This window comes from Actinocatenispora comari (genome assembly GCF_017312725.1).
Classification (GTDB): domain Bacteria; phylum Actinomycetota; class Actinomycetes; order Mycobacteriales; family Micromonosporaceae; genus Actinocatenispora; species Actinocatenispora comari.
The window spans coordinates 1-22,804 of sequence record NZ_BOPO01000088.1 but is presented as its reverse complement, the minus strand read 5'-3'; the positions used below and the strand labels follow the sequence as shown (position 1 = coordinate 22,804).

General features: G+C 71.4%; 21 protein-coding genes, 1 tRNA gene and 1 pseudogene. 10 read left to right on the top strand and 13 right to left on the bottom strand.

Annotated features, from left to right (window positions below):
- The first annotated feature begins 44 nt into the window (after nt 1-44).
- Nucleotides 45-116 (top strand) — tRNA-Arg (locus tag NUM_RS22695).
- Nucleotides 117-259: 143 nt separating this feature from the next.
- On the opposite strand, the gene NUM_RS37710 is transcribed toward NUM_RS22695, so the two are convergent.
- The 5 genes from NUM_RS37710 to NUM_RS22675 all read right to left on the bottom strand — a co-directional run bounded on the left by NUM_RS37710 (nt 260) and on the right by NUM_RS22675 (nt 3,253).
- A complete protein-coding gene (locus NUM_RS37710) occupies nt 260-391 on the bottom strand; it encodes a hypothetical protein (RefSeq protein ID WP_263975137.1) in 132 nt (43 codons plus the stop codon).
- Nucleotides 392-510: 119 nt separating this feature from the next.
- Nucleotides 511-984, bottom strand: coding sequence for a hypothetical protein (locus tag NUM_RS22690; RefSeq protein WP_207126933.1), 474 nt, complete (start codon nt 982-984; stop codon nt 511-513).
- 229 nt (nt 985-1,213) lie between these two features.
- Nucleotides 1,214-1,624, bottom strand: coding sequence for a DUF2809 domain-containing protein (locus NUM_RS22685; RefSeq protein WP_207126932.1), 411 nt, complete (start codon nt 1,622-1,624; stop codon nt 1,214-1,216).
- A gap of 232 nt (nt 1,625-1,856) precedes the next feature.
- Complete coding sequence (locus NUM_RS22680) at nt 1,857-2,297, bottom strand: hypothetical protein (protein ID WP_207126931.1); 441 nt, start codon at nt 2,295-2,297, stop codon at nt 1,857-1,859.
- A gap of 20 nt (nt 2,298-2,317) precedes the next feature.
- Entirely contained in the window at nt 2,318-3,253 is a 936-nt protein-coding gene (locus NUM_RS22675) for an MBL fold metallo-hydrolase (RefSeq protein ID WP_207126930.1), read from the bottom strand.
- Nucleotides 3,254-3,441: 188 nt separating this feature from the next.
- On the opposite strand from NUM_RS22675, the gene NUM_RS22670 reads away from it, so the two are divergent.
- Nucleotides 3,442-3,876 carry a MerR family transcriptional regulator gene (locus NUM_RS22670; RefSeq protein ID WP_207126929.1) on the top strand — a complete coding sequence of 145 codons (435 nt, stop codon included), beginning with the start codon at nt 3,442-3,444 and terminating at the stop codon, nt 3,874-3,876.
- Nucleotides 3,877-3,891: 15 nt separating this feature from the next.
- Here the strand turns inward: NUM_RS22670 and NUM_RS22665 are convergent, their stop codons facing one another.
- The 4 genes from NUM_RS22665 to NUM_RS22650 all read right to left on the bottom strand — a co-directional run bounded on the left by NUM_RS22665 (nt 3,892) and on the right by NUM_RS22650 (nt 5,849).
- On the bottom strand, nt 3,892-4,326 hold the full coding sequence (locus NUM_RS22665; protein ID WP_207126928.1) for a VOC family protein: 435 nt from the start codon (nt 4,324-4,326) through the stop codon (nt 3,892-3,894).
- Between the two features lie 196 nt (nt 4,327-4,522).
- Nucleotides 4,523-4,708: a DUF397 domain-containing protein gene (locus NUM_RS22660; protein WP_207126927.1), complete on the bottom strand. Its 186-nt coding sequence runs from the start codon at nt 4,706-4,708 to the stop codon at nt 4,523-4,525.
- Between the two features lie 95 nt (nt 4,709-4,803).
- Nucleotides 4,804-4,992 (bottom strand): DUF397 domain-containing protein, encoded by a 189-nt coding sequence (locus tag NUM_RS22655; protein WP_370467039.1) that lies wholly within the window; start codon nt 4,990-4,992, stop codon nt 4,804-4,806.
- Between the two features lie 11 nt (nt 4,993-5,003).
- Nucleotides 5,004-5,849: a helix-turn-helix domain-containing protein gene (locus NUM_RS22650; RefSeq protein ID WP_207126925.1), complete on the bottom strand. Its 846-nt coding sequence runs from the start codon at nt 5,847-5,849 to the stop codon at nt 5,004-5,006.
- Nucleotides 5,850-6,035: 186 nt separating this feature from the next.
- Between NUM_RS22650 and NUM_RS22645 the strand changes: the two genes are divergently transcribed.
- The 5 genes from NUM_RS22645 (at nt 6,036) to mycP (ending at nt 12,546) form a co-directional block, all read left to right on the top strand.
- The gene (locus NUM_RS22645) at nt 6,036-6,413 is read left to right on the top strand and encodes a hypothetical protein (protein WP_207126924.1); all 378 of its coding nucleotides are present in this window, start codon (nt 6,036-6,038) and stop codon (nt 6,411-6,413) included.
- A gap of 133 nt (nt 6,414-6,546) precedes the next feature.
- Entirely contained in the window at nt 6,547-8,409 is a 1,863-nt protein-coding gene (locus NUM_RS22640) for a SulP family inorganic anion transporter (protein WP_225918774.1), read from the top strand.
- Between the two features lie 369 nt (nt 8,410-8,778).
- Nucleotides 8,779-10,017: a type VII secretion protein EccE gene (locus tag NUM_RS22635; RefSeq protein ID WP_207126923.1), complete on the top strand. Its 1,239-nt coding sequence runs from the start codon at nt 8,779-8,781 to the stop codon at nt 10,015-10,017.
- Nucleotides 10,018-10,048: 31 nt separating this feature from the next.
- Nucleotides 10,049-11,197, top strand: a complete 1,149-nt coding sequence (locus NUM_RS22630) for a hypothetical protein (protein ID WP_207126922.1) — start codon at nt 10,049-10,051, stop codon at nt 11,195-11,197.
- A 53-nt stretch (nt 11,198-11,250) separates the two neighbouring features.
- Nucleotides 11,251-12,546, top strand: a complete 1,296-nt coding sequence (gene mycP / locus NUM_RS22625) for a type VII secretion-associated serine protease mycosin (RefSeq protein WP_207126921.1) — start codon at nt 11,251-11,253, stop codon at nt 12,544-12,546.
- A gap of 58 nt (nt 12,547-12,604) precedes the next feature.
- Here the strand turns inward: mycP and NUM_RS22620 are convergent, their stop codons facing one another.
- The 4 genes from NUM_RS22620 to eccD all read right to left on the bottom strand — a co-directional run bounded on the left by NUM_RS22620 (nt 12,605) and on the right by eccD (nt 16,283).
- A complete protein-coding gene (locus tag NUM_RS22620) occupies nt 12,605-12,913 on the bottom strand; it encodes a WXG100 family type VII secretion target (protein WP_207126920.1) in 309 nt (102 codons plus the stop codon).
- 23 nt (nt 12,914-12,936) lie between these two features.
- Nucleotides 12,937-13,260, bottom strand: a complete 324-nt coding sequence (locus tag NUM_RS22615) for a WXG100 family type VII secretion target (RefSeq protein ID WP_207126919.1) — start codon at nt 13,258-13,260, stop codon at nt 12,937-12,939.
- A gap of 174 nt (nt 13,261-13,434) precedes the next feature.
- Complete coding sequence (eccB, locus tag NUM_RS22610; RefSeq protein ID WP_207126918.1) at nt 13,435-14,844, bottom strand: type VII secretion protein EccB; 1,410 nt, start codon at nt 14,842-14,844, stop codon at nt 13,435-13,437.
- 26 nt (nt 14,845-14,870) lie between these two features.
- A complete protein-coding gene (eccD, locus tag NUM_RS22605; protein WP_207126917.1) occupies nt 14,871-16,283 on the bottom strand; it encodes a type VII secretion integral membrane protein EccD in 1,413 nt (470 codons plus the stop codon).
- A 242-nt stretch (nt 16,284-16,525) separates the two neighbouring features.
- Between eccD and eccCa the strand changes: the two genes are divergently transcribed.
- From eccCa to NUM_RS22590, 3 genes and pseudogenes are all read left to right on the top strand, one after another.
- A complete protein-coding gene (gene eccCa, locus NUM_RS22600) occupies nt 16,526-20,488 on the top strand; it encodes a type VII secretion protein EccCa (protein ID WP_207126916.1) in 3,963 nt (1,320 codons plus the stop codon).
- A 165-nt stretch (nt 20,489-20,653) separates the two neighbouring features.
- Nucleotides 20,654-21,613, top strand: coding sequence for a hypothetical protein (locus tag NUM_RS22595; protein WP_207126915.1), 960 nt, complete (start codon nt 20,654-20,656; stop codon nt 21,611-21,613).
- Nucleotides 21,614-21,656: 43 nt separating this feature from the next.
- A pseudogene (locus tag NUM_RS22590) lies at nt 21,657-22,804 on the top strand (hypothetical protein); the annotation flags it as partial.

Below are 22,804 nucleotides of genomic sequence, written 5' to 3'. Positions count from 1 at the left end.
CGGGCCGCCGCCGGACCCACCTGCTACTCTTCACACCGTCCCGAGCCCCCGTAGCTCAGGGGATAGAGCATCGGCCTCCGGAGCCGTGTGCGCAGGTTCGAATCCTGCCGGGGGCACCCAGAACATCACCAGCGTAAACAGCCGCTGACCTGCACAAACATCAAGCCCGGGCAGATACTCCGTGTCCCATGGAGTCCCGCTTGGTCTCGTTGTGTGCCGCTGTTCGCGATAGAGCAGCGAGAGAGATTCGGGGCTCGGCTCAGATCACGCCGGCTCCGCCGAGCTGATCCTCGATCCGCTTGTTGATCGCGTCGTTGTCCGGCGATGCTTCGACCCGTGCGGGTCGTTCCGGTCGCTGGTACCCGCTGACCCGCACAAACGCCGGTGACACCGCAAACAGCGGTGCCACTGTGCTACCGATCGCCGCTTGACCTGCGGAAACACTGTGGTCAAGCTCGGCGGGAACGTGGAGGCGCGCGGGTCGGCACTCAGGGCACCGGCTGTTGCTTGTCAGCGCTGGGGTGGTGGCCGCGAGTTGCGGGGCGGTGGCTGCCAGCCCTGGGGCGGTGGTTGCGAGCGTCGCGGCCCCGGCGCCCACCGGCGCGCCTGGTACGCGGTGGACAGCTGCCAGGCGGCGTATCGGCGCCGTCGATCGTTGGCCCGCAGAATCCGCCAGCAGATCGCCAGCGGGCCGCCGATCAGTACGGGCAGTACCACGATTCCGGCGATCACCCCGGGCAGCGGGTGCCAGCCCAGATCGGTGGTGCCGTGGTCCCTCTCGCTGCCCCGACCGATGATGCGTACCTGGACATCCTTGCCCTCTTCTGCGCTGCCTCCGCCATCGATGAAGACCGGCCGCTTGTTCCCCTGCGCATCGCTGTACGTTCCGTTGCATCCGCCAGAGGAGTTGCGGCCAGCTCCCTTCCAGCACACCTCGGCGTGCGCCGTCACGATCGGCCCGGACGGTGGCGTCAGTGCGTTCACAAAGATGATCGTGGCGATCCCTGCCCCGAACAAGGAGCACAGCACCACGCAGACGTACCACGTCTTCCGTTGCGACGGCCCGGCTCTCACGTCGCCACGATAGGTACCGCGCACAAGCGTCAACCGCCGACAGACCGCCGCCGCAGTCTTCGCATCTGGGGCGGTATGCAAGGAAGAGTTGCCGGCGTCGACGGGCCGGTCGCCTCGGAGCTCGGTTGGCGGTACCGGTTCAGCGGACGCTGGCCTCCGCTCGGGAACGGGAACGGGTGCGGAGGTACCAGTGGGCGGCGACGAACAGGAGGATGCCGATCGGGTACCAGGTGACGTCGACGAGATCGAACTGGGCGCCGACCAGCTGGCCTGCGAACCAGCTGTGTTGGAAGATCGTCGCGGGGATGGGGGTGAGCTGCGCGAACTCGATGAACCAGCAGTACGCGACCGCGATGACGCCGGCGATCCACGGAGTGATCGACGGCCTGATGAACAGCACGATCGCGTACACGATGGCCCCCGACAGCGCGGCACCGGAGTACTGCTCGATCGGCCCGTCCATGACCGCGCGAATCCCGTAGGCGGCAGTCGCGAAGACGACTGCCAGCACCACCAACGTCAGCCGAATCCACCGCACCGAGAACGACATCGCGCCATCCTAAGCGGCAGCTCAACGGAGCCCCCGGCTGGTCAGTCGGACAGACAGCGGACGCGGGTGCCGGGCCGGCGTTGGCATCGTGGACGTCCAGCAGCCACGGCGGGATCCGCCGCCCATCCGAGAGCGGGCGCCCGCCCCGGCCTCCTCCGCCCGCCGACAGGACCCACGTCCACGGGATCCCGCGACGGAGCCTGGCGGTTCGACCGGCTCGGGTCAGGGTTGTTCAGGTGGGCGGTGGGGTGCGGGTGAGGCCGCGGCGTAGGCGGCGGGAGGCGCCGGGGAGGTGGCGGAGGCGGTCGACCTCGTCGGGGGTCAGTTCGGGGCGGGCGGCGAGGGCGATCGCGGCGCCGTACGGGCGTGAACCGGACCGCAGCAGGTCCTCGGTGCGAGCGAGTACGCGGAGCAGGACGGCGCGGTCGGCGTTGGGATGTTCGGCGAGGAGGCGGTACAGGCGGTTGGCGTCCCACGGGTCCAGGGGTTCGGTGAGCAGTTCGGCCAGCACCGCCGCGTCGGCTCGCGGTTGGCGGGCGACCGCCAGCCGGACGAAGGAGTACGGGCTGCCGGCCAGCTCGCGCAGCCCGGCCGGGTCGAGACGCGGGTCGGTGGCGGCGTCCAGGTAGTCGCGCGGGGTGCGGGAACGAGGTAACAGCGCGTCGAGATCCACCGGTACGAGTATCCGCCGGTTCAGCGGGCGGTGGGGAGCAGCGGGTCGGTGGCGGTGGGGTCGTGGGTGGGGACGATGGTGAGGTGGTGGCGGGCGAGGTGGAGGCGGTGCAGGGTGCGGAAGGTGGCGTCGCGGTCGGCGTCCGCGAAGTTGCCGGGGTAGCTGGCCTTCTGCCGGACGGTGTCGATCTGCAACTGGTGCCAGGCGGCGTCGCCGGCGAGCAGCAGCCAGCCGCGCTCGGTGTGCGCGAGCACGCCGACGCTGCCCGGGGTGTGGCCGGCGAGGTCGACCAGCACGACGGTGCCGTCGCCGAACAGGTCGTGGCTGCGGGTGAACGTGGACACCGACGGCCCGTCCAGTTCGTAGTCGACGAGGGTACGGTCGCGCAGCCCGTCCCGCACCCCGCCGACCGGTGCGACCGGCCCGGTGAGTACCCACTCGCGTTCGGTGCGGTGCAGGTGCACCGGCATCCCGGGCAGGTCCAGCAGGCCGCACACGTGGTCCCAGTGCGCGTGGGTGGGCAGCGCGAAGTCCGGCTTCGGTAGCTGTGGCAGGGAATCCAGCGCGTCGACGGTGGCCGTGGTGCCGGCCGGCGCCCGTACCGCGACCCGCAGCACGGCGGGCAGTTGCGCGATCGCCCGGTGCTCGGCGTCCCGGCACACGCTCGGGTCGACCAGGAACGTCGCGTCCGGATGCTCGACGACGAACGAGGTCAACGCGTTGGGCACCCGTCGAGGGGCGAACGTGCCCTCCACGATCACCGCGGTCGGCACCTGCCGCACCACCTGCGGCAGCGCGGTGACCCGCACGGTACGGCGAGGGCTCGGCAGGCCGGCGTCGGTGATCGAGGCGAGCAGCCGCTCGTCGCGGCGGCGCGGCCGTACCATCCCGGCGGCCAGGCCCGCGGCGGCGGCGCAGCAGTCGAGCAGGTTCGGTGTGGCGACCGGATCAGGCATGACATCACTCCAGACTCCTGTGCGGCAGGTGCTGCCACCGGCTTCGGCGGCGGGCCTGCCACCGGCTCCGGCGGCGCGACACGCCACGGTTCCGCGGCGACCGCCGCACGGCTTGCGCGGCGGGACCGCCGCGGCGATGGCGGCGCTACCGTAGAACTTCAGGTCGACCTGAAGTAAAGGGGTACGGAGTGAAGATCGGCGATGCTGCGGCGGCGCTGGGCATCGCCGCGCACGTACTGCGGCACTGGGAGTCGCTGGGGTTGCTCACGCCGGCGCGCGGCTCGTCCGGCCACCGCAGCTACGACGAGCAGACGCTGAACCAGGCCCGGATGATCAGGACCCTGCAGCGCGCCGGGCTGTCGCTGGGCCAGATCCGCCGGCTGGCGGGTGCCGACCACGACGACCGGAAGGCGTTGATCGACGGCAAGCGGACCGAGCTCCATGACCGGGTCACGCTGCTGCAGGCCGCGGACGGCTTCCTGGCCCACATCCTGAGCTGCCGCCACACCATCCTCGCCGACTGCCCCGACTGCAACACCTTCCTCACCCACCAGTACCGCCCGGACCTCGGTGCCGCGGTCGGAAACGACATGGGGCGAACCGAGCAACCCAAGGTGGGTTGAGAGCGCACGCACCCCTCAGTCCAGGCAGAACTCGTTGCCTTCGGGGTCCTGCATGGTCAGGCACGACTCGTTCTCGTCATCGGCATACTGCAGCAGCACCCGCTTGGCGCCGAGCGGGATCAGTCGCTGCTCCTCCGCCAGCAGCGCGGCCAGCCGCTCCTCGCCGACCAACCCGGCGCCGGCGCGGACATCCAGGTGTACCCGGTTCTTCACGACCTTGGTCTCCGGCACTCGCTGGAAGAACAGCCGCGGCCGGTTGCCGGTGGGATCCTGCGCGGCGGCCCAGGAGTCGCGGTCCGCCTCCGGCAGCGTGCGATCGAACTCCTCCCACGAGGAGAACCCGTCCGGCGGCGCCGCCAGCTCGTAGCCCATCACCTCGCACCAGAACCGCGCCACCCGTCGTGGCGACTCGCAGTCGAAGGTGACCTGTACGTCCCGAATCACAGCCATGCCGCACGGTACCTGTGCCGCCGCCAGCGAGCACCGGAATTCGAGCCGGCGCCCGGGCACCGATCGTGGCCGGCATCCTGGCGGCGTTCGCGGCGGCGGACGTGGCTCGGCGGCAACGGACCTGGAGATGATCTGGCGCGCACCGCGGCCGCGGTGACCTGCCGGATCCCTGCTGCGACCGCCCGTCCGGCGACGGTCAGCGCTCGATGGTCGCGAGGAAGGCCGTCCAGGCGGCCGGGGTGACGACGAGCGCCGGGCCGGACGGGTTCTTGCTGTCGCGGGTGGCCACGGCGTCGCTGAGGAAGGCGACTTCGACGCAGTTGCCGTTGTTGCCGCTGCGGGTGGACTTGAACCAGCGGGCGTTGAGGTCTGATGCGCGCATGGCGAGCCTCCGTTCGGATGTACTCGCCAGCCTGCCAGCGCAGGTGGTCGCGCGCTGTCGGGTTGCTACGCCGTGACCGCCGCTGCGGTGACCCGTCAGCCGCGAACCGACGCCAGGAAGGCGGTCCAGGCGGAGGGGGTAACGACGAGGGCCGGGCCGGCCGGGTCCTTGCTGTCGCGGGTCGCCACGGCGTCGCCGAAGAAGGCGACCTCGACGCAGTTGCCATTGTTGGTGCTGCGGGTGGACTTGCGCCACCGGGCGTTGGTGAGATCGGGCGTGGCCACGACGGCCTCCATCACGTACTTGCGTTGATCATGGAACGGAGCAACGCCATGGACTTTTCAGGAGACAGCGCCACGGTGCGTGCACTGTCAGCCGCCATCCTATACGTGGCGACCTGATCCTGGTCCTGCACGTAACTGGCGCCATCGAGTAGTTCCGAGTACGCGATCGGTCGGGCCTTGTCGAACTCCAGGATCACGAACTGGCCGGTACCGGCGCCGTGCGGGCCGTCCTCCGGGCGGATCACCTGGATCGTGATGTTGGGTTGCTTCGCGAGCTCTACGAGATGCTGATACTGCGCTCTGCGCAGCTCGACGTCACCAACGGTGAGCCTCAGCGCGGCATCGCCGATGACGGCATGTAGCGCCAGTGGCGTATCAGCGGTCAGGCGGCGAGCACGCGCCAACCGGAACGAGACGAACCGTTCGCTGTGATCGGGGCGTACGAAGCCGGTAGCTCGGGTCAGTTCCTCCGCGTACTCCATCGTTTGGAGCAGTCCGGGAATGATCAACGGGTCGTAGGCGAACTCGGCGGTGGCGAGTCCTTCGAGGCCGACGAAGGTGCGGAACCAGTCGGGGACGACGTGGCTCCAGGGGGCGAGCCAGGAACGGGACTCGGCGCGGCCGGTGAGTGACGTGATGCGGTCGATGTCGCGCTGCGCCACGCCGTACGCATTGAGCAGCGCCGTCACGTCGTCGGGATGTTGCTGGTAGCGGCCACTCTCCATGCTCGACAACTTCGCCTTGCCGATGCCGGTACGCCGGGTCGCCTCGGCCTGGGTGAGCGTCGACTCCTTGCGGTAGTTGATCAACTCCACGCCGATCAGCCAGCGCAGTGCCGACGGGTCGTTGCGCTCCATGGTGTGGCTCCCCTCCGGTCCTATAGATGACCCCCGCATGCGCGCCAACGATCGACAGTCGTCCCGGCTATGGGTACTTGCGGTCGGATTGAAGACAGTACAGCCATGCCGAAAGGTATGTCGCTCGCTAAACGTTTAGCTATATCCTCACGTTCTTAATCGAGCCGATCCGGAGAGGTGAGGGGCATGGGGGACGACGAGATGTCGGACGAGGAGATCAGCGCGGGGTTGCGGGCGTTGAGCGAGGCCGAGTTCGAGGAGTTGGTGGCGCGGCTGGCGGTGGTGGAGGCGCCGCGGATGTTCGCCGTGTACGAGGTGGCGCCCGGCCGGTCCGACGTGGTGGCGTTCGGCTGGGGGCTGGCGTTCGCCACCCGGACGTTCTTCGTCGGCTGCCGGGACGCGCGCCCGACGTACGCCTCACTCAGCTCGCCGGCCGCGTTGCTGCGCCTGTTCGGTCGCCGCCGCGACCTGCGGCTGCACTGGCCGGCCCCCGATCCGGACCGCGCCGGGCTCGCCGGCTGGCCGGCCGACGAGGAACTGGCCGCCGCCGTACCGGGCAGGTGAGCGCCCGGCGAGAAGACCGGATCGCCGGACTTCGTACCGCTGCGGCCCTAGCATCGGGTCAGGCGCGGTGCGGCGTCCGGGGGGACGGATGGGCGTGTTGGCGGGGCGTGCGACGAGGCCGGAGCGGTGAGCGGTGACCGCGGGCAGCCGGGGTGACGGGCGGCGGTGGGGGTTCCTGTTTCCGTCGTTCGCCGGGTACCGGCCGGCGTGGTTGCGCGCCGACCTGATCGCCGGCGTCACGGTCTGGGCGGTGCTGGTACCGGAATCGCTGGCGTACGCGGGGATCGCCGGCGTCTCGCCGGTCGTCGGCCTGTACGCGGCGGTGCCGGCGCTGGTGCTGTACCTGGTGTTCGGCTCGTCCCGGCACCTGATCGTCGGGCCGATGTCGGCGACGGCGGCGCTGTCCGCGGGGATCGTCGGCGGGATGGCGAAGGGCGGTACCGCGAGCTACGTCGGGCTGACCGCGGCGCTGGCGCTGATGGTCGGCGTGGTCGGTGTCGTCGCCGGGCTGCTGCGGTTCGGGTTCGTCGCGTCGTTCATCTCCGAGCCGGTGTTGAAGGGGTTCATCATCGGCCTGGCGCTGACCATCATGGTCGGCCAGCTGCCGGCGCTGTTCGGCGTCGGCAAGGGGCAGGGGGACTTCTTCCGCAAGCTGGGCCACGTGCTCGGCCAGCTCGGGCACGCGAAGCCGGCGACGGTGGCGATCGGGTTGGGATCGCTCGCCGTACTCCTGGTGTTGAAGCGGTGGCTGCCGCTGGTACCGGGTGCGCTGGTGGTCGTGGTCGCCGGGATCGTGCTGGTGGCGGCGCTGGGGTTGGACCGGCACGGCGTCGAGATCGTCGGCAAGGTCGACTCCGGGCTGCCGCATCTCGGGATGCCGCAACACCTTCCGGGCCCGCACAGCTACGTCGACCTGGCCGGGCCGGCCATCGGCGTACTGCTGGTCGGGTTCGCCGAGGGCCTCGGCGCGGCGAAGACGTACGCGGCGCAGCACGGGTACGAGGTGGATCCGAACGCCGAGCTGATCGGGCTCGGCGCGGCCAACCTCGGCAGCGGCCTGGCGTCCGGGATGGTGGTCAACGGCAGCCTCTCGAAGACCGCGGTGAACGGCGGCGCCGGCGCGCGCTCGCAGCTGTCCGGCGCCACCGTCGCCTGCCTGACCCTGATCACGCTGCTGTTCCTGACCGGGCTGTTCGAGAAGCTGCCGGAGGCGACGCTGGCCGCGGTGGTGATCGCCGCGGTCGTCGAGCTGGTCGACTTCGGTGCGCTGCGCGAGCTGTGGCGGGTGTCGACCCGCGGGCTCGGCCGCATCTACGGCAAGGCGGCACGGGCCGACTTCGTCGCCGCGCTGGCGGCACTCGCCGGCGTCGTCGTGTTCGACACGCTGCCCGGCCTGTTCATCGGGATCGCGGTGGCGCTGTTGCTGTTGCTGTACCGCTCCTCGCGGCCCCACATCGCGGTGCTCGGCCGGCGCCCGGACCGGCTCGACGTGTGGGTGGACGTCGAGCGCGACCCGCATGCGGTACCGCCGGACGACGCGCTGGTGTGCCGGGTCGAGTCCGGCCTGTACTTCGCCAACGCCGACTTCGTGCGCACCAGGATCCGGACGCTCGCGGCGCACCGGCCGGTGCGGGTGGTCGTCGTCGACGCGGAGACCGTACCGTTCCTCGACGTCACCGCGGCCCAGATGTTCAGCCAGCTGCACGCCGAGCTGGCCCGCTCCGGTGTGGACCTGCGGTTCGCCCGCAACGTCGGGCAGGCGCGCGACGTGCTCCGCCGTACCAGGACGGTCGAGGTGCACGTCTACCGCGACATCGGCACCGCCCTCGCCGCCCCGCCCCCGACCGGGGCCGAGCAGTCGCCGGACCGACCGGCCCCGCCGGATCGGGCCACCGCACCACCGGACGGGCCCGCCCCGCCACCGGATCGACCCGCTGCACCGGACGGGCCTGCCCCGCCACCGGATCGACCCGGCCCGCCGCAGGGCCAAGCCTGACCCGCCTGACCTGACCCGCCGGGCCTGACCCGCCTGACCTGACCCGCCTGGCCTGGATCGTCGGGCCGGATCGGACCGACTCGCCGCGGGACCGGACCGACGCGCCGGGCCGGACCGACCCGAGACGCGACGTGGGCCCCGCTCGCGTCGCGTCTCGTGCTGTGCCGGTGGGGCGCTGCGCCGGGACGCCAGGGCGCGGCCACCGCGGTACCGCACCAGGCCGGGCGCCGGCATTGCCGTACGTGGTCGGACGACTACTTGATCTTGTTGCGGTCCGGGCGGCCACACATGGCATGGACCGTGCGGCGATCCTTAGGATGGCGGGGGATCGGTCTGGTCGCACGAGCACGTGGCGGAAAGGGTCTGCGGATGACGATGAACGAGCCTCCGTCGCGGGTGCGCGCGGTGGCGCGGATCAGCGCCGAGCCCGCCGCCGCCGCGAGCAGGCCGGTGACGTTCCTGCGCCGCCGGCGACACGGCTACCTCGGCCCGGTCAACGTGCTGCAGCTCGTCCTGATCGAAGTGCTGATCATCGGCATCCTGCTGCTGCTCGGCCAGTCGATGTACGCGCTCATCGGCGGCGTCGTGCTGAGCGTCGCGATCGTGGTGATCACGTTCGCCCGGTCGGGTGGCCGCTGGTGGGTGGAGCGCATGCTGCTGCGCCGCCAGTACCTGCGCCGCAAGACCGGGCGGCAGCTGGCCGCCGACGACAAGCGGCTGGTCGCGCTCCGGCGGCTCGTCCCCGACCTGACGGTCCGTTCCGTCGAGGGCCCGAACGGCATCGATGTCGGGATCGGCCGGGACGGTGCCGGCTCGTTCGCGGTGGTCGCCGTCGTCCCGCCCCAGGGTGTGAACGGCGACGCGCTCGGGCAGATGCCGCTGACCAAGCTCGCCAGCCTGGCCCAGGACGCCGAACAGCCGGGCGCGGTGGTCCAGGTGGTCCGGCACACCCTGCCGGTCCGGGCCAGCGGCGCGGCCGGCGAGTCGTACCGGGAGCTCGTCGCGAAGTTCGGCCTGACCAGCGCGGCCGACCAGGCCACCTGGGTGGCGATCCGGTTCGACGCCCGGGCGGTGGCGGAGGCGTCGGTCGGTGGCGCGGACGAGTCCGAGCAGGTCCCGGTCATGCTGGGCGCCCTGGTCCGCCGGGTCGGCAAGGCGCTGCGCCGGGCCGGCCTCGACTTCCAGGTGCTCAACAGCGACGGCCTGCTGGATGCGTTGACCCGCTCCTGCGAGCTGAGCCAGTCCGCCGCCGGCGGGCCGACGCCCGCGGTCAAGGAGCGCTGGACGGCGTGGCAGTCGACCAGCCTGGCGCACGCGTGTTTCTGGGTCAGCTCGTGGCCCGGGCTGCGCGACAGCGGCCCGTTCCTGGACGCGATGAGCCGGGTGCCGGCCGCGCTGACCAGCCTGTCCGTCGTCCTCGCCCCGTACGAGGAGTTGATCGAGGTGCGCTGCCTGCTGCGGGTGGCGGCCGAGCCGGAACTGCTCGCCCAGACCTGCACGGCGGTGAAGCAGGCGGTCTCCCGGGCCGGCGGCAACGTGTTCCGGCTCGACGGCGAGCAGGCGCCCGCGGTGTACGCGACCGCACCCACTGGCGGTGGTGCGCGATGATGGCCACCCGACGACGCGGGAAGGAGTCGGCGTGAGCGGTCAGGACACGCCGCGCGATCAGGCCCAGGACGGGCCCGCCGTCGCGCGGTCGATGCCACCGGCCGCCCCCGTGCCGGCCAGACCGATGTGGCCTGCCCAGCAGTCCGCCGGCCCGGTGCTCGGTGCGCTGCCGCCACCGGCGTCGGCGCCCGAGCCGGCCCCGCAGCCGCAGGTTCAGCCGGCCGAACGCACGGCCGTCGAGCCGGCGCCCGGCGGGGCGCCGGACACCGCGGCGACCAGCAAGATCGTCGGCGAGACGGGCGGCACGCTGCTGCTCGCGCCGACCGGAAACGCCGGCGGTGTCACGCAGTCGACGACCGCGACGCAGGGCAGCTCGGCCGGGTCGCGCACGCCCAGCGCGACCGGCACGCTGGTCCCGCCGGACCCCAGCCACGGCACCGTGTACGGCGGCGGCTACGGCCCGGGCGAGGACCAGTCCCGGCTGATCGGGCGGGTCCGGCCGCTGCCGCCGCTGCGGATCGGTTCGCACCTGGCGTCCGATGCCGCGCTGGACGAGATCCGGTTCGGCACGCCGGCGGTCGGCATGCTGCTGGGGCACGACCGGGACCGCAAGCCGGTGCAGATCCGCACCTTCCGGCCCGAGCCGACCCGGCTCACCTTCGTCGGTGGTCTGTGGGGCGCCCGGCTGCTCGCGTTCCGGGCGCTCGCGCTCGGCGCCCGGGTGGTCGTGTTCTCCCGCCGGCCCGAGCACTGGAACGGCTTCGGCCAGTGGGCGACCGGCCGGTCCGACCGGATGGCCGTGATGCCCGAGGAGCGGCCGGTCACCGTCGCCTCCAACTCGTTGCGCCCGGCGCTGCTGATCTACGACATGGGGTTGCTGGGCGCCGCCCGGCGGCCCGACCTCGGTCCGTGGCAGACCCAGCTGACGGTGCTGCACCAGCTCACCGCGTACGGCTTCCCGGCGGTGCAGGAGTCCAACCTGGTGATGCTGCAGCGCCTCGGCAAGGAGGAGTCGTACTCGCTGGGTTCGGTGCTGCGGCTCGACGGCAGCGCGATCCAGCTGCTCACCGCGCTGCGCGACGACATGTTCGCGCTGGTCGGCGGGGGAGCCGACCGGTACGTGTGGGTGACCCCGACATCGGTGGAGCAGCAACGTTTCGGCGCGCCGAGCCGCCGGTGAACCCGACCGATGCCGCGATCGCGACCGGGTCGCGCCACCGTAGGCTGGCAGCCATGGTGGCTCGTCCGCGGTGGGTGCGACGCGCCGGTGCGGGTCGGCCGGTGGCGCTGCTGGTCGCCGCCTGCGTCGCGGCGTTGAGCGGGACGTTCGTGCCGGGCACGCCGGCGCTGGCCGAGGACCAGTGCGCGCCGCCGGGCAAGTCCGCCAAGGGCGTCTCCTGGGCGCAGCTCGCGCTGGACCCGCAGTCGGTGTGGCCGTTCACGACCGGGGCCGGCGTGCTGGTGGGCGTCGTCGACACCGGGGTGGACGCCTCGAACGGGCAGCTCGGCGGGCACGTCGACAAGGGCACCAGCTTCCTCAAGGGCGGCGGCGCCGGCGACACCGACTGTGTCGGCCACGGCACCGGGATGGCCGGCGTCATCGTGGCGCAGCAGAGCGACAGCGTCGGTTTCTACGGCATCGCGCCGGGTGCCACGGTGCTCCCGGTGGCCGTCACCAAGCAGATCGATGACACGACGCAGAGCGACGACGGAACGCCCGACCCGGCCACCATCGCGAAGGGCATCCGGTACGCGGTGGACCACGGTGCCTCGGTCGTCAACGTGTCGATCGTCGTGCACACCGACGACAGCGCGCTGAAGTCGGCCGTCGCGTACGCGGTGGACAAGGGGCGGGTCGTGGTCGCCGCGGTCGGCACCGAGGCCAGCGATCCGAAGAAGAAGACCCCGTACCCGGCCGCCTACCCGGGGGTGGTCGGAGTCGGCGCGGTCGGCCCGGACGAGACGCTGGAGGAGGGCTCGGCGACCGGACCGTACGTGGACCTGGTCGCGCCGGGTGCCGGCGTGACGACGACCGCCCGGAAGAAGGGGCTGACCACGGCGGGCGGCAGCGACGTCGCCGCAGCGCAGGTCAGCGCCACCGTGGCGCTCATCCGGGCGCGGTGGCCGCAGCTCGGGCCGGAGCAGATCGAGCGCCGGCTCAAGGCCACCGCGTCGCCGACCCCGGGCGGTCCGAACAGCCACGAGTACGGCGCCGGCATGGTGAACCCGCACCGGGCGGTCACCGAGACCATGTCCGAGCACAGCCCGGCCGCGCTGCCCGGGTACCAGCAGGCGCACCGCAGCGCCGCCGACGTCGAGCGCGGCCGGATCTGGTCCGGCAGCAGCCGGCTGGCGCTGCTCATCGCGGCGCTCAGCGTGCTCGCCGGGCTCGTCGTGCTCGGTGCCGCGGTGGCGATCCCGCGGGGCCGGCGCCGCCGCTGGTCGGTCCGGCTGGCCACGCCGCCCCGGGACCGCCCGGAGGACGACCTGCCGGCGCCGCCGGTCGAGCTGTTCGACAAGATGCCCTGAACGGGTACGACAACGGGCCCCGGACGAGGTCCGAGGCCCGTTGGTCAGGCGGAACGAGTCAGCCCTGGTAGATGCGCGAGGCGGCGCGTGCGTCGGCGTCCTTGAACTTGAACGCCGCGTCGCCCACCTTCTGGGACAGGCTCTGCAGGGTGGCTTCCAGGTCGTTCGCCGCGCTGTGGATCTTGGCGCTGACGCTGTTGAACGCATCGGCACCCATGCCGTTCCAGTCACCGGCGAGCAGCGCCTTGAACTGGGAGTCCACCTCGTCGAGGTTGCTCTGCATCTCCGAGCAGAACCGGTTGATCGCATCGGCGACGTCGGTGATGCCGGAGAAGTGGTAGACGAGATCGTCGTCGCTGTACCCCATGTGTGGCTACCTTTCGACCGGGCTCAGGCGCGAAGGCCGTCGGCGACCGAGCCGCCGCCGTAGGCGGCGCCGACCTGGTTGATTTCCTGTTCGATGTCGGCGTCGGTGCTGCCGTAGTCGGTGACCGACGAGTCGGCCGCGTTGGCCAGCTTGTTGAGGTTCTGCAGAATGGTCTTCAGGTCGTTGTGGATCTCCAGCGACTTCTGCTGGAAGGCTCGGCCACCGCCGCCCTTGAAGCCGGCCTCCGCCGCCTCGATCTGCTGCATGAGGACGTTGAGGTTCCCGGCAATGCCCTCACCGACGTCGTCCGCCTTCTTGGCGGCAGCGGTGATCTGGGCCTGCCCCACATGAGCGCGATCTCCCAAGGTGTGTCACCTCATTCTCTGAGCGTGCCCCCCAGCCGCGGGGCGAGTAGTGTGGTGCCGACCTGATGGCCGGCCAGCCCAGACGATAACCCGCACGGTCAACCCCGAGCCACCTCGCTGCGCCGGTCCGAGCTCGCTGATGCCGACCGATACCGCTCAGTTACCGGATTTCTGCATGTCGACCGCCACCGCCGCGGCCTTCGGATCGAGGGTCGGCCCGGCCGGGATCCGGCTGACCAGACCGGCCGGCATGCTCACCGCCTGCTGCTCCTGGTACCCCAGCATGTGCAGGGCGGCGACGGTGGGCACGCCGTACCGCACGCCGTTGTCGGTGACCAGGTCGTAGGTGCCGGTGACCGAGCTGCTCGAACTCATCGCCCGGACCACCGCGATGTGCGCGGACGGCACCCACACCGCGTCGGCGAGCGCGTTGCCGTCCCCGGTCTGCTGCTGCGTCCGGGTACTGACGGCGCTTTCGAGCGCGCCGACCACGATCTGCGGCGGCTGCGCCGCGCCGCGGTACAGCGCGCAGGTGCTGGTGGCGCCGGCGTCGGTCAGCTTGGGCGCGGAGCTGGGCGGGCGGACCCCGGTGTTGCTCGGCGGAGTGAGCTGGTGGCTCTTGGTCATCCCATTGATCTCGGCGGCCGGCACCTCCTGCGGATGCATCGTGTACTGCCCGGCGAGCACCGACCGTTGCAGGTCGGTGATCGCGGCGACGCCGTCCGAGAGAACCAGGTAGTACTGCTTGCCGCCGGTGCCGGTGCGGTCGAACAGGACGTCGCCGACGGTGTGCCCGGACACCGCCGAGGACGCCTTGCCCCGGTCCGGCACGTCGATCGGGCCGATGTCCATCCCGGCCGGCAGCCCGTTGAGCCAGGCCAGGCCCACCATCGTGGGGTTGACCTGTGCGCCGAACAGCGACGCCACGACCGTGTCCGGGCTCTGGATCCGGTAGCGCGTGCTGTGCCAGACCAGGTAGGTGTCGCCGCTCTGCGAGTCCTTCACCAGCAGACCCTTGTCGCCCAGGTCGGCACCACCGTTGGCGCCCCGGCCCACGGCCAGGCTGGTACGGGTGACGGCATGGCCGTTGCTGTCCTGGCTCGGCACCGAACACAGGGTCCAGGGCATCCCGGTGACCCGCTTCGCGTCCGGCAGCGCGGTCGGCGCATCCGGGATGCCGCGCATGATCCCGCGGCCGACCGAGGCCAGCGAGTCACGCGGCACCGTCACCGTCGTCGGGGTCTCCTTGCCCGCGAGCAGCAGGGCCGACGCGTAGTTCAGGGTCGGGGTCAGCAACTCGTTGTTGTAGACGTAGGTCGCGCCGGTCTCCTTCTCCACCACGACCGTGCCGTCCTGCTTCCAGGACGTGCTGCCGACCTTGGTGAAGATGCCGATCACGCCGAACGCGGCCGCGACGATCACCGCGATCATCACCCCGGCGAACGCCGCACCGGTGCCGCGCCGCAGCGGTGCCTGCGCCGGATCGGTCTCGCGCATCACCACGGCCGAGATCACCCGCCGCAGCAGGAACTGGTACGAGTGAAGCTGGTCCTTCCTGGACGCCATCCGCGGTCCTTCCGAGCCTCAGCGGTCTAGCCGAACGAGGCGAACACGCCTCGGATGTAGGAGTACAGGCCGACCAGGCTGCAGGTGATCGGCACCAGCGCGATGATCGCGATCACGTCGAAGATGTCGGCGAACCGCCCGAGGTATGGCGACGGCGGCCGCTTGCTGAACAGCACACCGGCGACCAGCACCAGCGCGCCGGCGGCCAGCACGCCGAGCAGGAGCAGGAACCGCATCAGGTTCGAGCCGGCGACCAGGCCGCCGGCCACGGCCACCATGGCGATCCCGACGATGCCACCGACCAGCAGCGAGACGCGCTGCCGCGGGGTCGGGAACAACCGGGCCCGCAGCAGCATCGCGATCGAGGCGACCAGCACCAGGATCACCCCGGTCACCGTGCCGTCGAGCAGCAGGGCGGCCATGCTGGCCAGCGCGGTGATGCCGACGCCGAGCAGGGTGCCGGTGAGCACCTCGTCGGACCGGGCCACCGCGGCGTACACGGTGGAGCGCTGCGGCATCGGCGGGTCGGCCAGCATGTCCTCGGCCCGCTGCGGCAGCGACGGCAGCGGCAGCTTGCCGATCCGCAGCGACATCAGCGGGTAGCCCGGCATCAGCGCGATGCCGATCGTCAGCACCACCGCGGCGATCCCGGCCGAGGGCATCGAGGAGAACCCGAGCAGGCCGGCGATGCCGCCGAGCAACCCGACCGTCACCGCGGCGGCGAACAGCCGGGAGAACGCACCGACCCCGACGTACCCGATCACGCCGAAGACCAGCAGCAACACCGAACCGAGCAACAGGTGCGGCAGGCCGAGCGAGGTGAGCCGGACGTTCGGTGCGGCGACCAGCAGACCGCCCAGGAAGGCGAACGGCAGCCCGCTGCCGGCGACGACGGCACCGGCGACCGCGTCGGACATCGCCCGCGCCAGCGTGATGCCGACGACGGTCAGGATCAGCGCGAGGCCGATGGAGACGATGCCCGGCACCTGCCACGGCGGGTCGGAGAACAGCACCATCGCGGTGCCGAGCAGGAAGATCGCCGGACTGACCGCCAGCGCGCAGCGCCGGGTGGCGGCGGCCCCCCAGGACCGCCCGTACCGCCGGGCGCCGCTGGCGATCGTCTCGACCACGTCGTCGTACTCGAGCTCCGGCCATTCGGTGCGCCGGGGGACCAGATGCAGCACCTCGCCGTCGCGGACCCCCTGGGCGGCCAGGTTGCGGGTCGGCACCAGCAGCGCGCCGGTGGCCCGGCGCAGCACCCATCCGCCGTGCAGCTCGCCCTCGTCGGCGGCGTTCTCCCCGGCGTGCCGGAGCAGGTTGGGGATCAACTCGGCGACCGGGATGTCCTCCGGCAGGGCGACGTCGATGCGGCGCTTGGGCGTCGAGACGGTGACGCGGGCGAGACCCATGCCCACCGAGGTGCCCACTGGGGCCGTCACTGAAGGTCACCTCCGAGCGGAAACACGGTGCGGACACCGGCGAGGGCCGGTGGTCACGAGTGCCCAAGGTAGCAGCCGAGCGCACCGCGGCGATTCAGACATCCCTGCGTTGCGACACAGGCTTTCCTCGGCAGGTAGGGTTCCGTCGAGGCCGGTGTGCCCCCGTATCCGCCTCGCTCAGAGTGATCTTCCGGAGACTTTGCGTCGCGCGGGGCGGACATCCCGAAGCAGGAGGTGCACGGGTGGGAACCGAGATCGTCAAGCGGCCGCCGCGTCGCCCCTCGCCGGAGCTGCCCTCCGGCGAGGTGATCCTCGATCCGCCACCCGAGGCGCCGCAGCCCAACGCCAAGGGCTGGCAACGGATGATGATGATCCTGCCGATGGCCGCGGGTGCGGCCGCGATGGGGCTGATGATGGGCACCCAGCGGGGCGGCCCGATGGCCTACGTCGCCGGCGGGATGTACGGCGTCTCCATCCTCGGCATGATCGCCGTGCAGCTCACCCAGCAGTCCGGCGGGCAGAGCAAGAAGGAGATGATCGAGGCACGCCGCCAGTTCATGCGCAAGCTGAGCCAGCTGCGGGCGCAGGTGCGCAACACGATCGAGAAGCAGCGCGAGGCGATGTACTACCGCCATCCCGACCCGGGTGCGCTGTGGTCCACCGCGGCGAGCGGCCGGCTCTGGGAGCGCCGCAGCACCGACGGCGACTTCGCGGTGGTCCGGATCGGGCTCGGCCCGCAGGAGATCGCGACCCCGCTGGTGCCACCGCAGACCCGCTCGGTCGACGAGCTGGAACCGCTGTGCGCGATGGCGTTGCGGCGTTTCGTGACGACCTACTCGATCGTCCCCGACCTGCCGGTCGCGATGGCCCTGCGCGGCTTCTCCCGGGTCTACCTGCGCGGCTCGGACGAGCGGATCCGCAGCCTGGTCCGGGCGATGCTCGGTCAGTACGGCACGTTCCACGCGCCGGACGATGCGCTGCTCGGGCTGTGCGTGTCGGACGACCGCCGGGCCAGCTGGGACTGGGCCAAGTGGCTGCCGCACGCGCTGCACCCGACGAAGGTCGACGCGGTCGGCCAGCTGCGGCTGGTGGCCCCGACGGTCACTGCGCTGGAGGCGATGCTGGACGACGTCCTGGTCAACCGGCCGCGGTTCGACCCGACCGCACCGCCGTCCGGGGCGACCCACCTGGTGGTGGTGATCGACGGTGGGGACACCGCCGGTTCCGACCACCTGATGACCGAGGGCGGCGTCGAGGGCGTCACCATCATCGATCTGACCAGCCCGCCGCCGCGGCTGCTGGACCAGGCCTCACTGGTGCTCGATGTCGCCAACGACGGCACGATGACCAGTACCACGATGGACGGCACCGCCGAGATCGGTACCGCCGACGCGCTGGACCCGGTCGAGTGCGAGGCGCTGGTACGGCAGCTGTCCGCGCTGCGGCTGTCCGCCGCGTCGCTCACCGACCAGCCGATGTCCGGTGAGCTCGGCCTGGCCGAACTGCTCAACATCGGCGACCCGTACGAGTTCGATCTCGGCCGCACCTGGGCGACCCGGCCGAACCGGGACCGGCTGCGGGTACCGCTGGGCATCGGCCCGGACGGCCGCCCGGTCGAGCTCGACCTGAAGGAGTCGGCACAGGACGGCATGGGCCCGCACGGCCTGCTGGTCGGCGCGACCGGTTCCGGCAAGTCCGAGCTGCTGCGCACGCTGGTCCTGGCGCTGTCGGTGACGCACAGCTCCGAGGTGCTCAACTTCGTGCTCATCGACTTCAAGGGCGGCGCGACGTTCACCACGCTGGACCGGTTGCCGCACACCAGCGCGGTGATCACCAACCTGGAGGACGAGCTCTCGCTGGTCGACCGCATGCTGGACGCGATCCAGGGCGAGCTGATCCGCCGGCAGGAGCTGCTCCGCTCGGCCGGCAACTACGCCTCGCAGCGTGACTACGAGCGTGCCCGGGCCGCCGGCGTGCCGCTGGCGCCGTTGCCGAGCCTGCTGATCATCTGTGACGAGTTCTCCGAGCTGCTCACCGCGAAGCCCGACTTCATCGACATGTTCGTGCAGATCGGCCGGGTCGGCCGGTCGCTCGGGGTGCACCTGCTGCTGGCCTCCCAGCGGCTGGAGGAGGGCCGGCTGCGCGGCCTGGACACCCACCTGTCGTACCGGGTCGGCCTGCGGACGTTCTCCTCGATGGAGAGCCGCAGCGTGCTGGGCGTGCCGGACGCGTACGAGCTGCCCCGCTCGCCCGGCCACGGCTACCTCAAGGCCGGCACCGAGGGGCTCATCCGGTTCCGCGCCGCGTACGTGTCGGGTCGCTACCGGCGCGGGGTCGGCAACCAGCGCCGGGAGGACCGGCAGACCGACCCGGTGCAGGCGTACTCCACCTGGTACGCGACGCCGCCGGTGGTCACCGAGGAGAAGCAGGTCGCCGCGCCGGAGCAGGACGACGACGTGCTGGGCGAGACGCTGCTGGACGTGGTGGTCGCCCGGCTGGAGGGGCAGGGCGTGCCGGCCCACCAGGTCTGGCTGCCGCCGCTGGCCGAGCCGCCGACGCTGGACCAGATCCTGCCGCCGCTGTCCGCCGACCCGCGCCGCGGCCTGACCGTCACCGACCCGGAGCTGCTGGGCACCCTGCGCGGCGTCGCCGGCATCATCGACAAGCCGTTCGAGCAGCGCCGCGACCTGCTCTGGACCGACCTGTCCGGCGCCACCGGCAACGTGGTCGTGGTGGGCGGTCCGCAGACCGGCAAGAGCACCATCATCCGCACCCTGATGGGCAGCCTCGCACTCACCCACACCCCGCGCGAGGTGCAGTTCTACTGCCTCGACTTCGGCGGCGGCGGGCTGAGCACGCTGCGCGACCTGCCGCACGTCGGCGGTACCGCGAGCCGGATGGACACCAACCAGGTCCGCCGCACCATCGCCGAGCTGCGCACCCTGCTCGCCGAGCGGGAGGCGAGGTTCACCGCCAACGGCATCGACAGCATGTCGACGTACCGGCGGATGAAGCGGGACGGCAAGTTCACCGAGGACCGGTTCGGCGACGTGTTCCTGGTCATCGACGGCCTGGTGACGCTGCGCAACGAGTTCGAGGACCTGGAACCGGGCGTCACCGAGCTGGCGAACCGCGGCCTGGGCTACGGCATCCACCTGATCGTCACCTGTACCCGGTGGATGGAGATGCGGCCGGCGGTCCGGGACATGTTCGGTACCCGGCTGGAGTTGCGGCTCGGTGACCCCGCCGACTCCGAGATCAACCGGCGCGCCGCGCTGAACGTGCCGACCGGTACGCCGGGCCGCGGCCTCACCCACGACGCGCTGCACTTCCTCGCCGGCCTGCCGCGGATCGACGGGCAGCAGGACGCGGGCAACCTCACCGACGGCATCGCCAAGTTCGTCCAGACGGTCCGCAACGAGTGGCGCGGCGAGCCGGCCCCGCGGGTGCGCCTGCTGCCCGATCGCCTGCCGTACGAGGCGCTGCCCGCGGCCGGGCACGACATCCAGCGCGGCATCCCGATCGGCATCGCGGAGAACGACCTGCAGCCGGTCTACCTGGACTTCGCGTCGGAGCCGCACTTCCTGCTGTTCGGCGACATCGAGGCGGGCAAGAGCACGTTCCTGCGCAGCCTCGCGCGCTCGATCAGCGAGCGGTACACGCCGGCCGAGGCCAAGATCATGATGATCGACCTGCGGCGCAGCCTGCTCGGCTCGCTGGAGGGCCCGCACCTGATCGGGTACGGGCACTCCGTCCAGGTCGCGAAGGACATGATCCGGCAGGTGGTCGAGGTGATGAAGGAGCGGCTGCCCGGCCCGGACGTCACCCCCGAGCAGCTGCGCGACCGCAGCTGGTGGAAGGGCCCCGAGCTGTTCGTGCTGGTCGACGACTACGACCTGGTCGCCACCGGTCCGTCGCACGTGCTGTCGCCGCTGACCGAGTTCCTCGCCCAGGGCCGCGACATCGGCCTGCACGTGATCCTCGCCCGCCGGGTCGGCGGCGCCAGCCGCGCGCTGTACGAGCCGATGATGTCCCGGATCCGGGAGCTCGCGTCGCCCGGCATCACGATGTCCGGGCCGCGGGAGGAGGGTGCGCTGCTGGGCAACGTCAAGCCGCAGTTGTTGCCGCCCGGCCGTGGCTGGCTGACCACCCGCCGGCACGGCAACCGGCTGGTCCAGCTCGCCTGGCTTCCCCCGGTCGTCTGACCGTCGGCCGGTCCGTATCGACGTTCGCGGTCCGGCGCCGGTGTGCCGGACTGGACATCGCGATTAAGCTCGGCCGCAAGAGGACACCGGCGCTGGAAGCCGTCGTCATCGGGCGGCCCGCGCGGTGGTGCCTGCGCCGGTGCACGAACGCGAGGAGGCGAGCCGATGGCCGACCGGGTGGTGGCGAAGGTCCCGGACATCATCGACTATGCGAAGAGCATCTCCGGCTTCGCCAGCGGAACCGACCACGGGAAGGACAGCATCATGTCCTCCTCGACGACCGGTGGCCAGGCGCTGGCACACATGAGCGAGCTGGCCACCACCGGCATGTTGAGCGGGCCGGAGGTCTTCGCCGAGGCGTACCAGGTGGGCGGCTACCTGGCCGTGAACGCCAAGTCGTTCCAGCAGTTCATCCAGGCGTGCGGCAAGGGCATCCAGTGCACCGCGATGGCCGCGCAGGCGATCGCGACGATCCTGCACTACACCGACGCGGACAGCGCGGGGAAGTTCGACGCCACCGAGGTCGCCGAGGCGATGGCCTACGCCATGGGCGACCCGGGCGCCGACCGGCCGGACGGCATCCCGAAGCAGGCGCTGGGCACCAAGACCCAGCTCGACCAGGACGTCGAGAACGCGTCCCAGGGCGGCAACCAGTTCGACGCGATCGCGTTCCCGAACGATCCGAACGCGACGACGACGCACTACCCCGGCGAGTACACGACCACCACGACCTACTCCGACGGCTCGTACCGGGTGGTCGAGTCGTACATGGTGCCCGGGCCGAACGGGTCCTCCACCGTGCACCAGACGACGCGGTTCTACGGCTCGGACGGCAAGGAGATCGCGAACTCCGCGCAGACCGAGGACACCGAGTACGGCAACGGTTACCGCACCACCACCCGCAGCGAGGGCGGCACCACGGCCAAGACCACGATCCACGACGACGGCGCGGTCGACCTCACCACGACCACGAAGGACAGCCAGGGCCACGAGGTCACCACCAGCCAGCACGAGGACGCGCCGAAGGAGCAGGACCAGCCGGAGAAGGGCCCGATCGAGGGCTGGTACGACGAGACCCACGTCGACGGCAGCGGAAGCCTCGGTGGCGCCTACGGCGGCTACTGACCGACCAGCACCTGCCAACCGGTTCGCGAAGGAAGGCACCGTCATGGGGCACCAGGCGCCGCAGGGCCACCATCGGTACGGCTACGACACCAACCTCAACACCGAGCTGATCCAGAGCCGGCACATGCAGTACAAGACCGATCCGGGCTCGGATCCGACGCACTACTACGTCGACGGCGCCGGCAGCGACCTGTTCGGCAAGTACAAGCCGACGATGGACCGGTCGCAGATGCCCGGCGGCAACGACGGCGACATCGACCTGTCCAACCCGCACCCGGACCCGAACGGCAGGGACGCGCACGCGGCGGGCGGGATCTACGTCAGCGACGACGACAAGTACAAGAACATCATGGAAGGCAACACGATCGAGCACGTGAAGGCTCGCATCGACAGCCAGAAGCAGGGCCCGATCCTGGCCATCCAGCACGCCTGGGAGCAGGTCAAGCAGTCGCTGGAGACGATGGCCGCCGACGTGCAGCGGCCGACCGACGCGCTGGTCGCCAAGCAGGCCTGGACCGGGGACGCGGCCGAGGCGTTCCTGCAGAAGGGGCCCGGTGCCGCGCTCAAGTCGCTGGACGACTGGATCGACGCCGCGCAGTACAACATCGAGGCGTTCCAGCACATCGCCAGCGTCCTGCCGGGCAAGCAGCAGGCGATCTCCGACCTGTACGACCAGTACAAGTCGGCGGTGACGGCGGAAGCGCAGCGCTGGATGAAGGACAACATGCCCCGCAGCGGCGGGCACCACGAGATCAAGACGTACACCGAGCTGGACGACTTCCTCAAGCACGGGCAGATGGAGGACAAGCAGCGGTTCATGCAGAGCGTCAAGCAGGCCGGTGCGATCTACGACCTGATGGCGCAGGACATCGAGCACTCGATGGCGGTCGAGTACCAGACCGCGATCGGCAGCTTGCAGTCCGGCCGGTCCACCACCTTCGAGGGCATCCGGAACTCGATCATCGACGCCCCGGGGATGCCGATCCTCGATCTGGGTGGTCCGCCGCCAGGCTCGGCGCCGCCGGCCGGCCCGGCAGCGGCGCCGAACGTCGCCCCGCCGCCCCGCTCGTTCCGGCCGGCGAGCACGCCGCCGCCGGTCGCCGATCCGCCGGCGCTGCCGGACACGCCACCGGCCGCCCAGACGCCGCCGCCGGTGGCGCCGGATCTGCCGGTCGCGCCGCCCGCCGCGCC

Excerpts from the sequence above, each read along its gene's own strand:
- NUM_RS22685 (WP_207126932.1), bottom strand. The coding sequence starts at position 1,624 with ATGTCGTTCTCGGTGCGGTGGATTCGGCTGACGTTGGTGGTGCTGGCA.
- NUM_RS22665 (WP_207126928.1), bottom strand. The coding sequence starts at position 4,326 with ATGGCTGTGATTCGGGACGTACAGGTCACCTTCGACTGCGAGTCGCCA.
- NUM_RS22675 (WP_207126930.1), bottom strand. The coding sequence starts at position 3,253 with ATGCCTGATCCGGTCGCCACACCGAACCTGCTCGACTGCTGCGCCGCC.
- NUM_RS22595 (WP_207126915.1), top strand. The coding sequence starts at position 20,654 with ATGGCCGACCGGGTGGTGGCGAAGGTCCCGGACATCATCGACTATGCG.
- eccB (WP_207126918.1), bottom strand. The coding sequence starts at position 14,844 with ATGGCGTCCAGGAAGGACCAGCTTCACTCGTACCAGTTCCTGCTGCGG.
- mycP (WP_207126921.1), top strand. The coding sequence starts at position 11,251 with ATGGTGGCTCGTCCGCGGTGGGTGCGACGCGCCGGTGCGGGTCGGCCG.
- NUM_RS22645 (WP_207126924.1), top strand. The coding sequence starts at position 6,036 with ATGGGGGACGACGAGATGTCGGACGAGGAGATCAGCGCGGGGTTGCGG.
- NUM_RS22635 (WP_207126923.1), top strand. The coding sequence starts at position 8,779 with ATGACGATGAACGAGCCTCCGTCGCGGGTGCGCGCGGTGGCGCGGATC.
- NUM_RS22660 (WP_207126927.1), bottom strand. The coding sequence starts at position 4,708 with ATGCGCGCATCAGACCTCAACGCCCGCTGGTTCAAGTCCACCCGCAGC.
- NUM_RS22620 (WP_207126920.1), bottom strand. The coding sequence starts at position 12,913 with ATGGGGTACAGCGACGACGATCTCGTCTACCACTTCTCCGGCATCACC.
- NUM_RS22650 (WP_207126925.1), bottom strand. The coding sequence starts at position 5,849 with ATGGAGCGCAACGACCCGTCGGCACTGCGCTGGCTGATCGGCGTGGAG.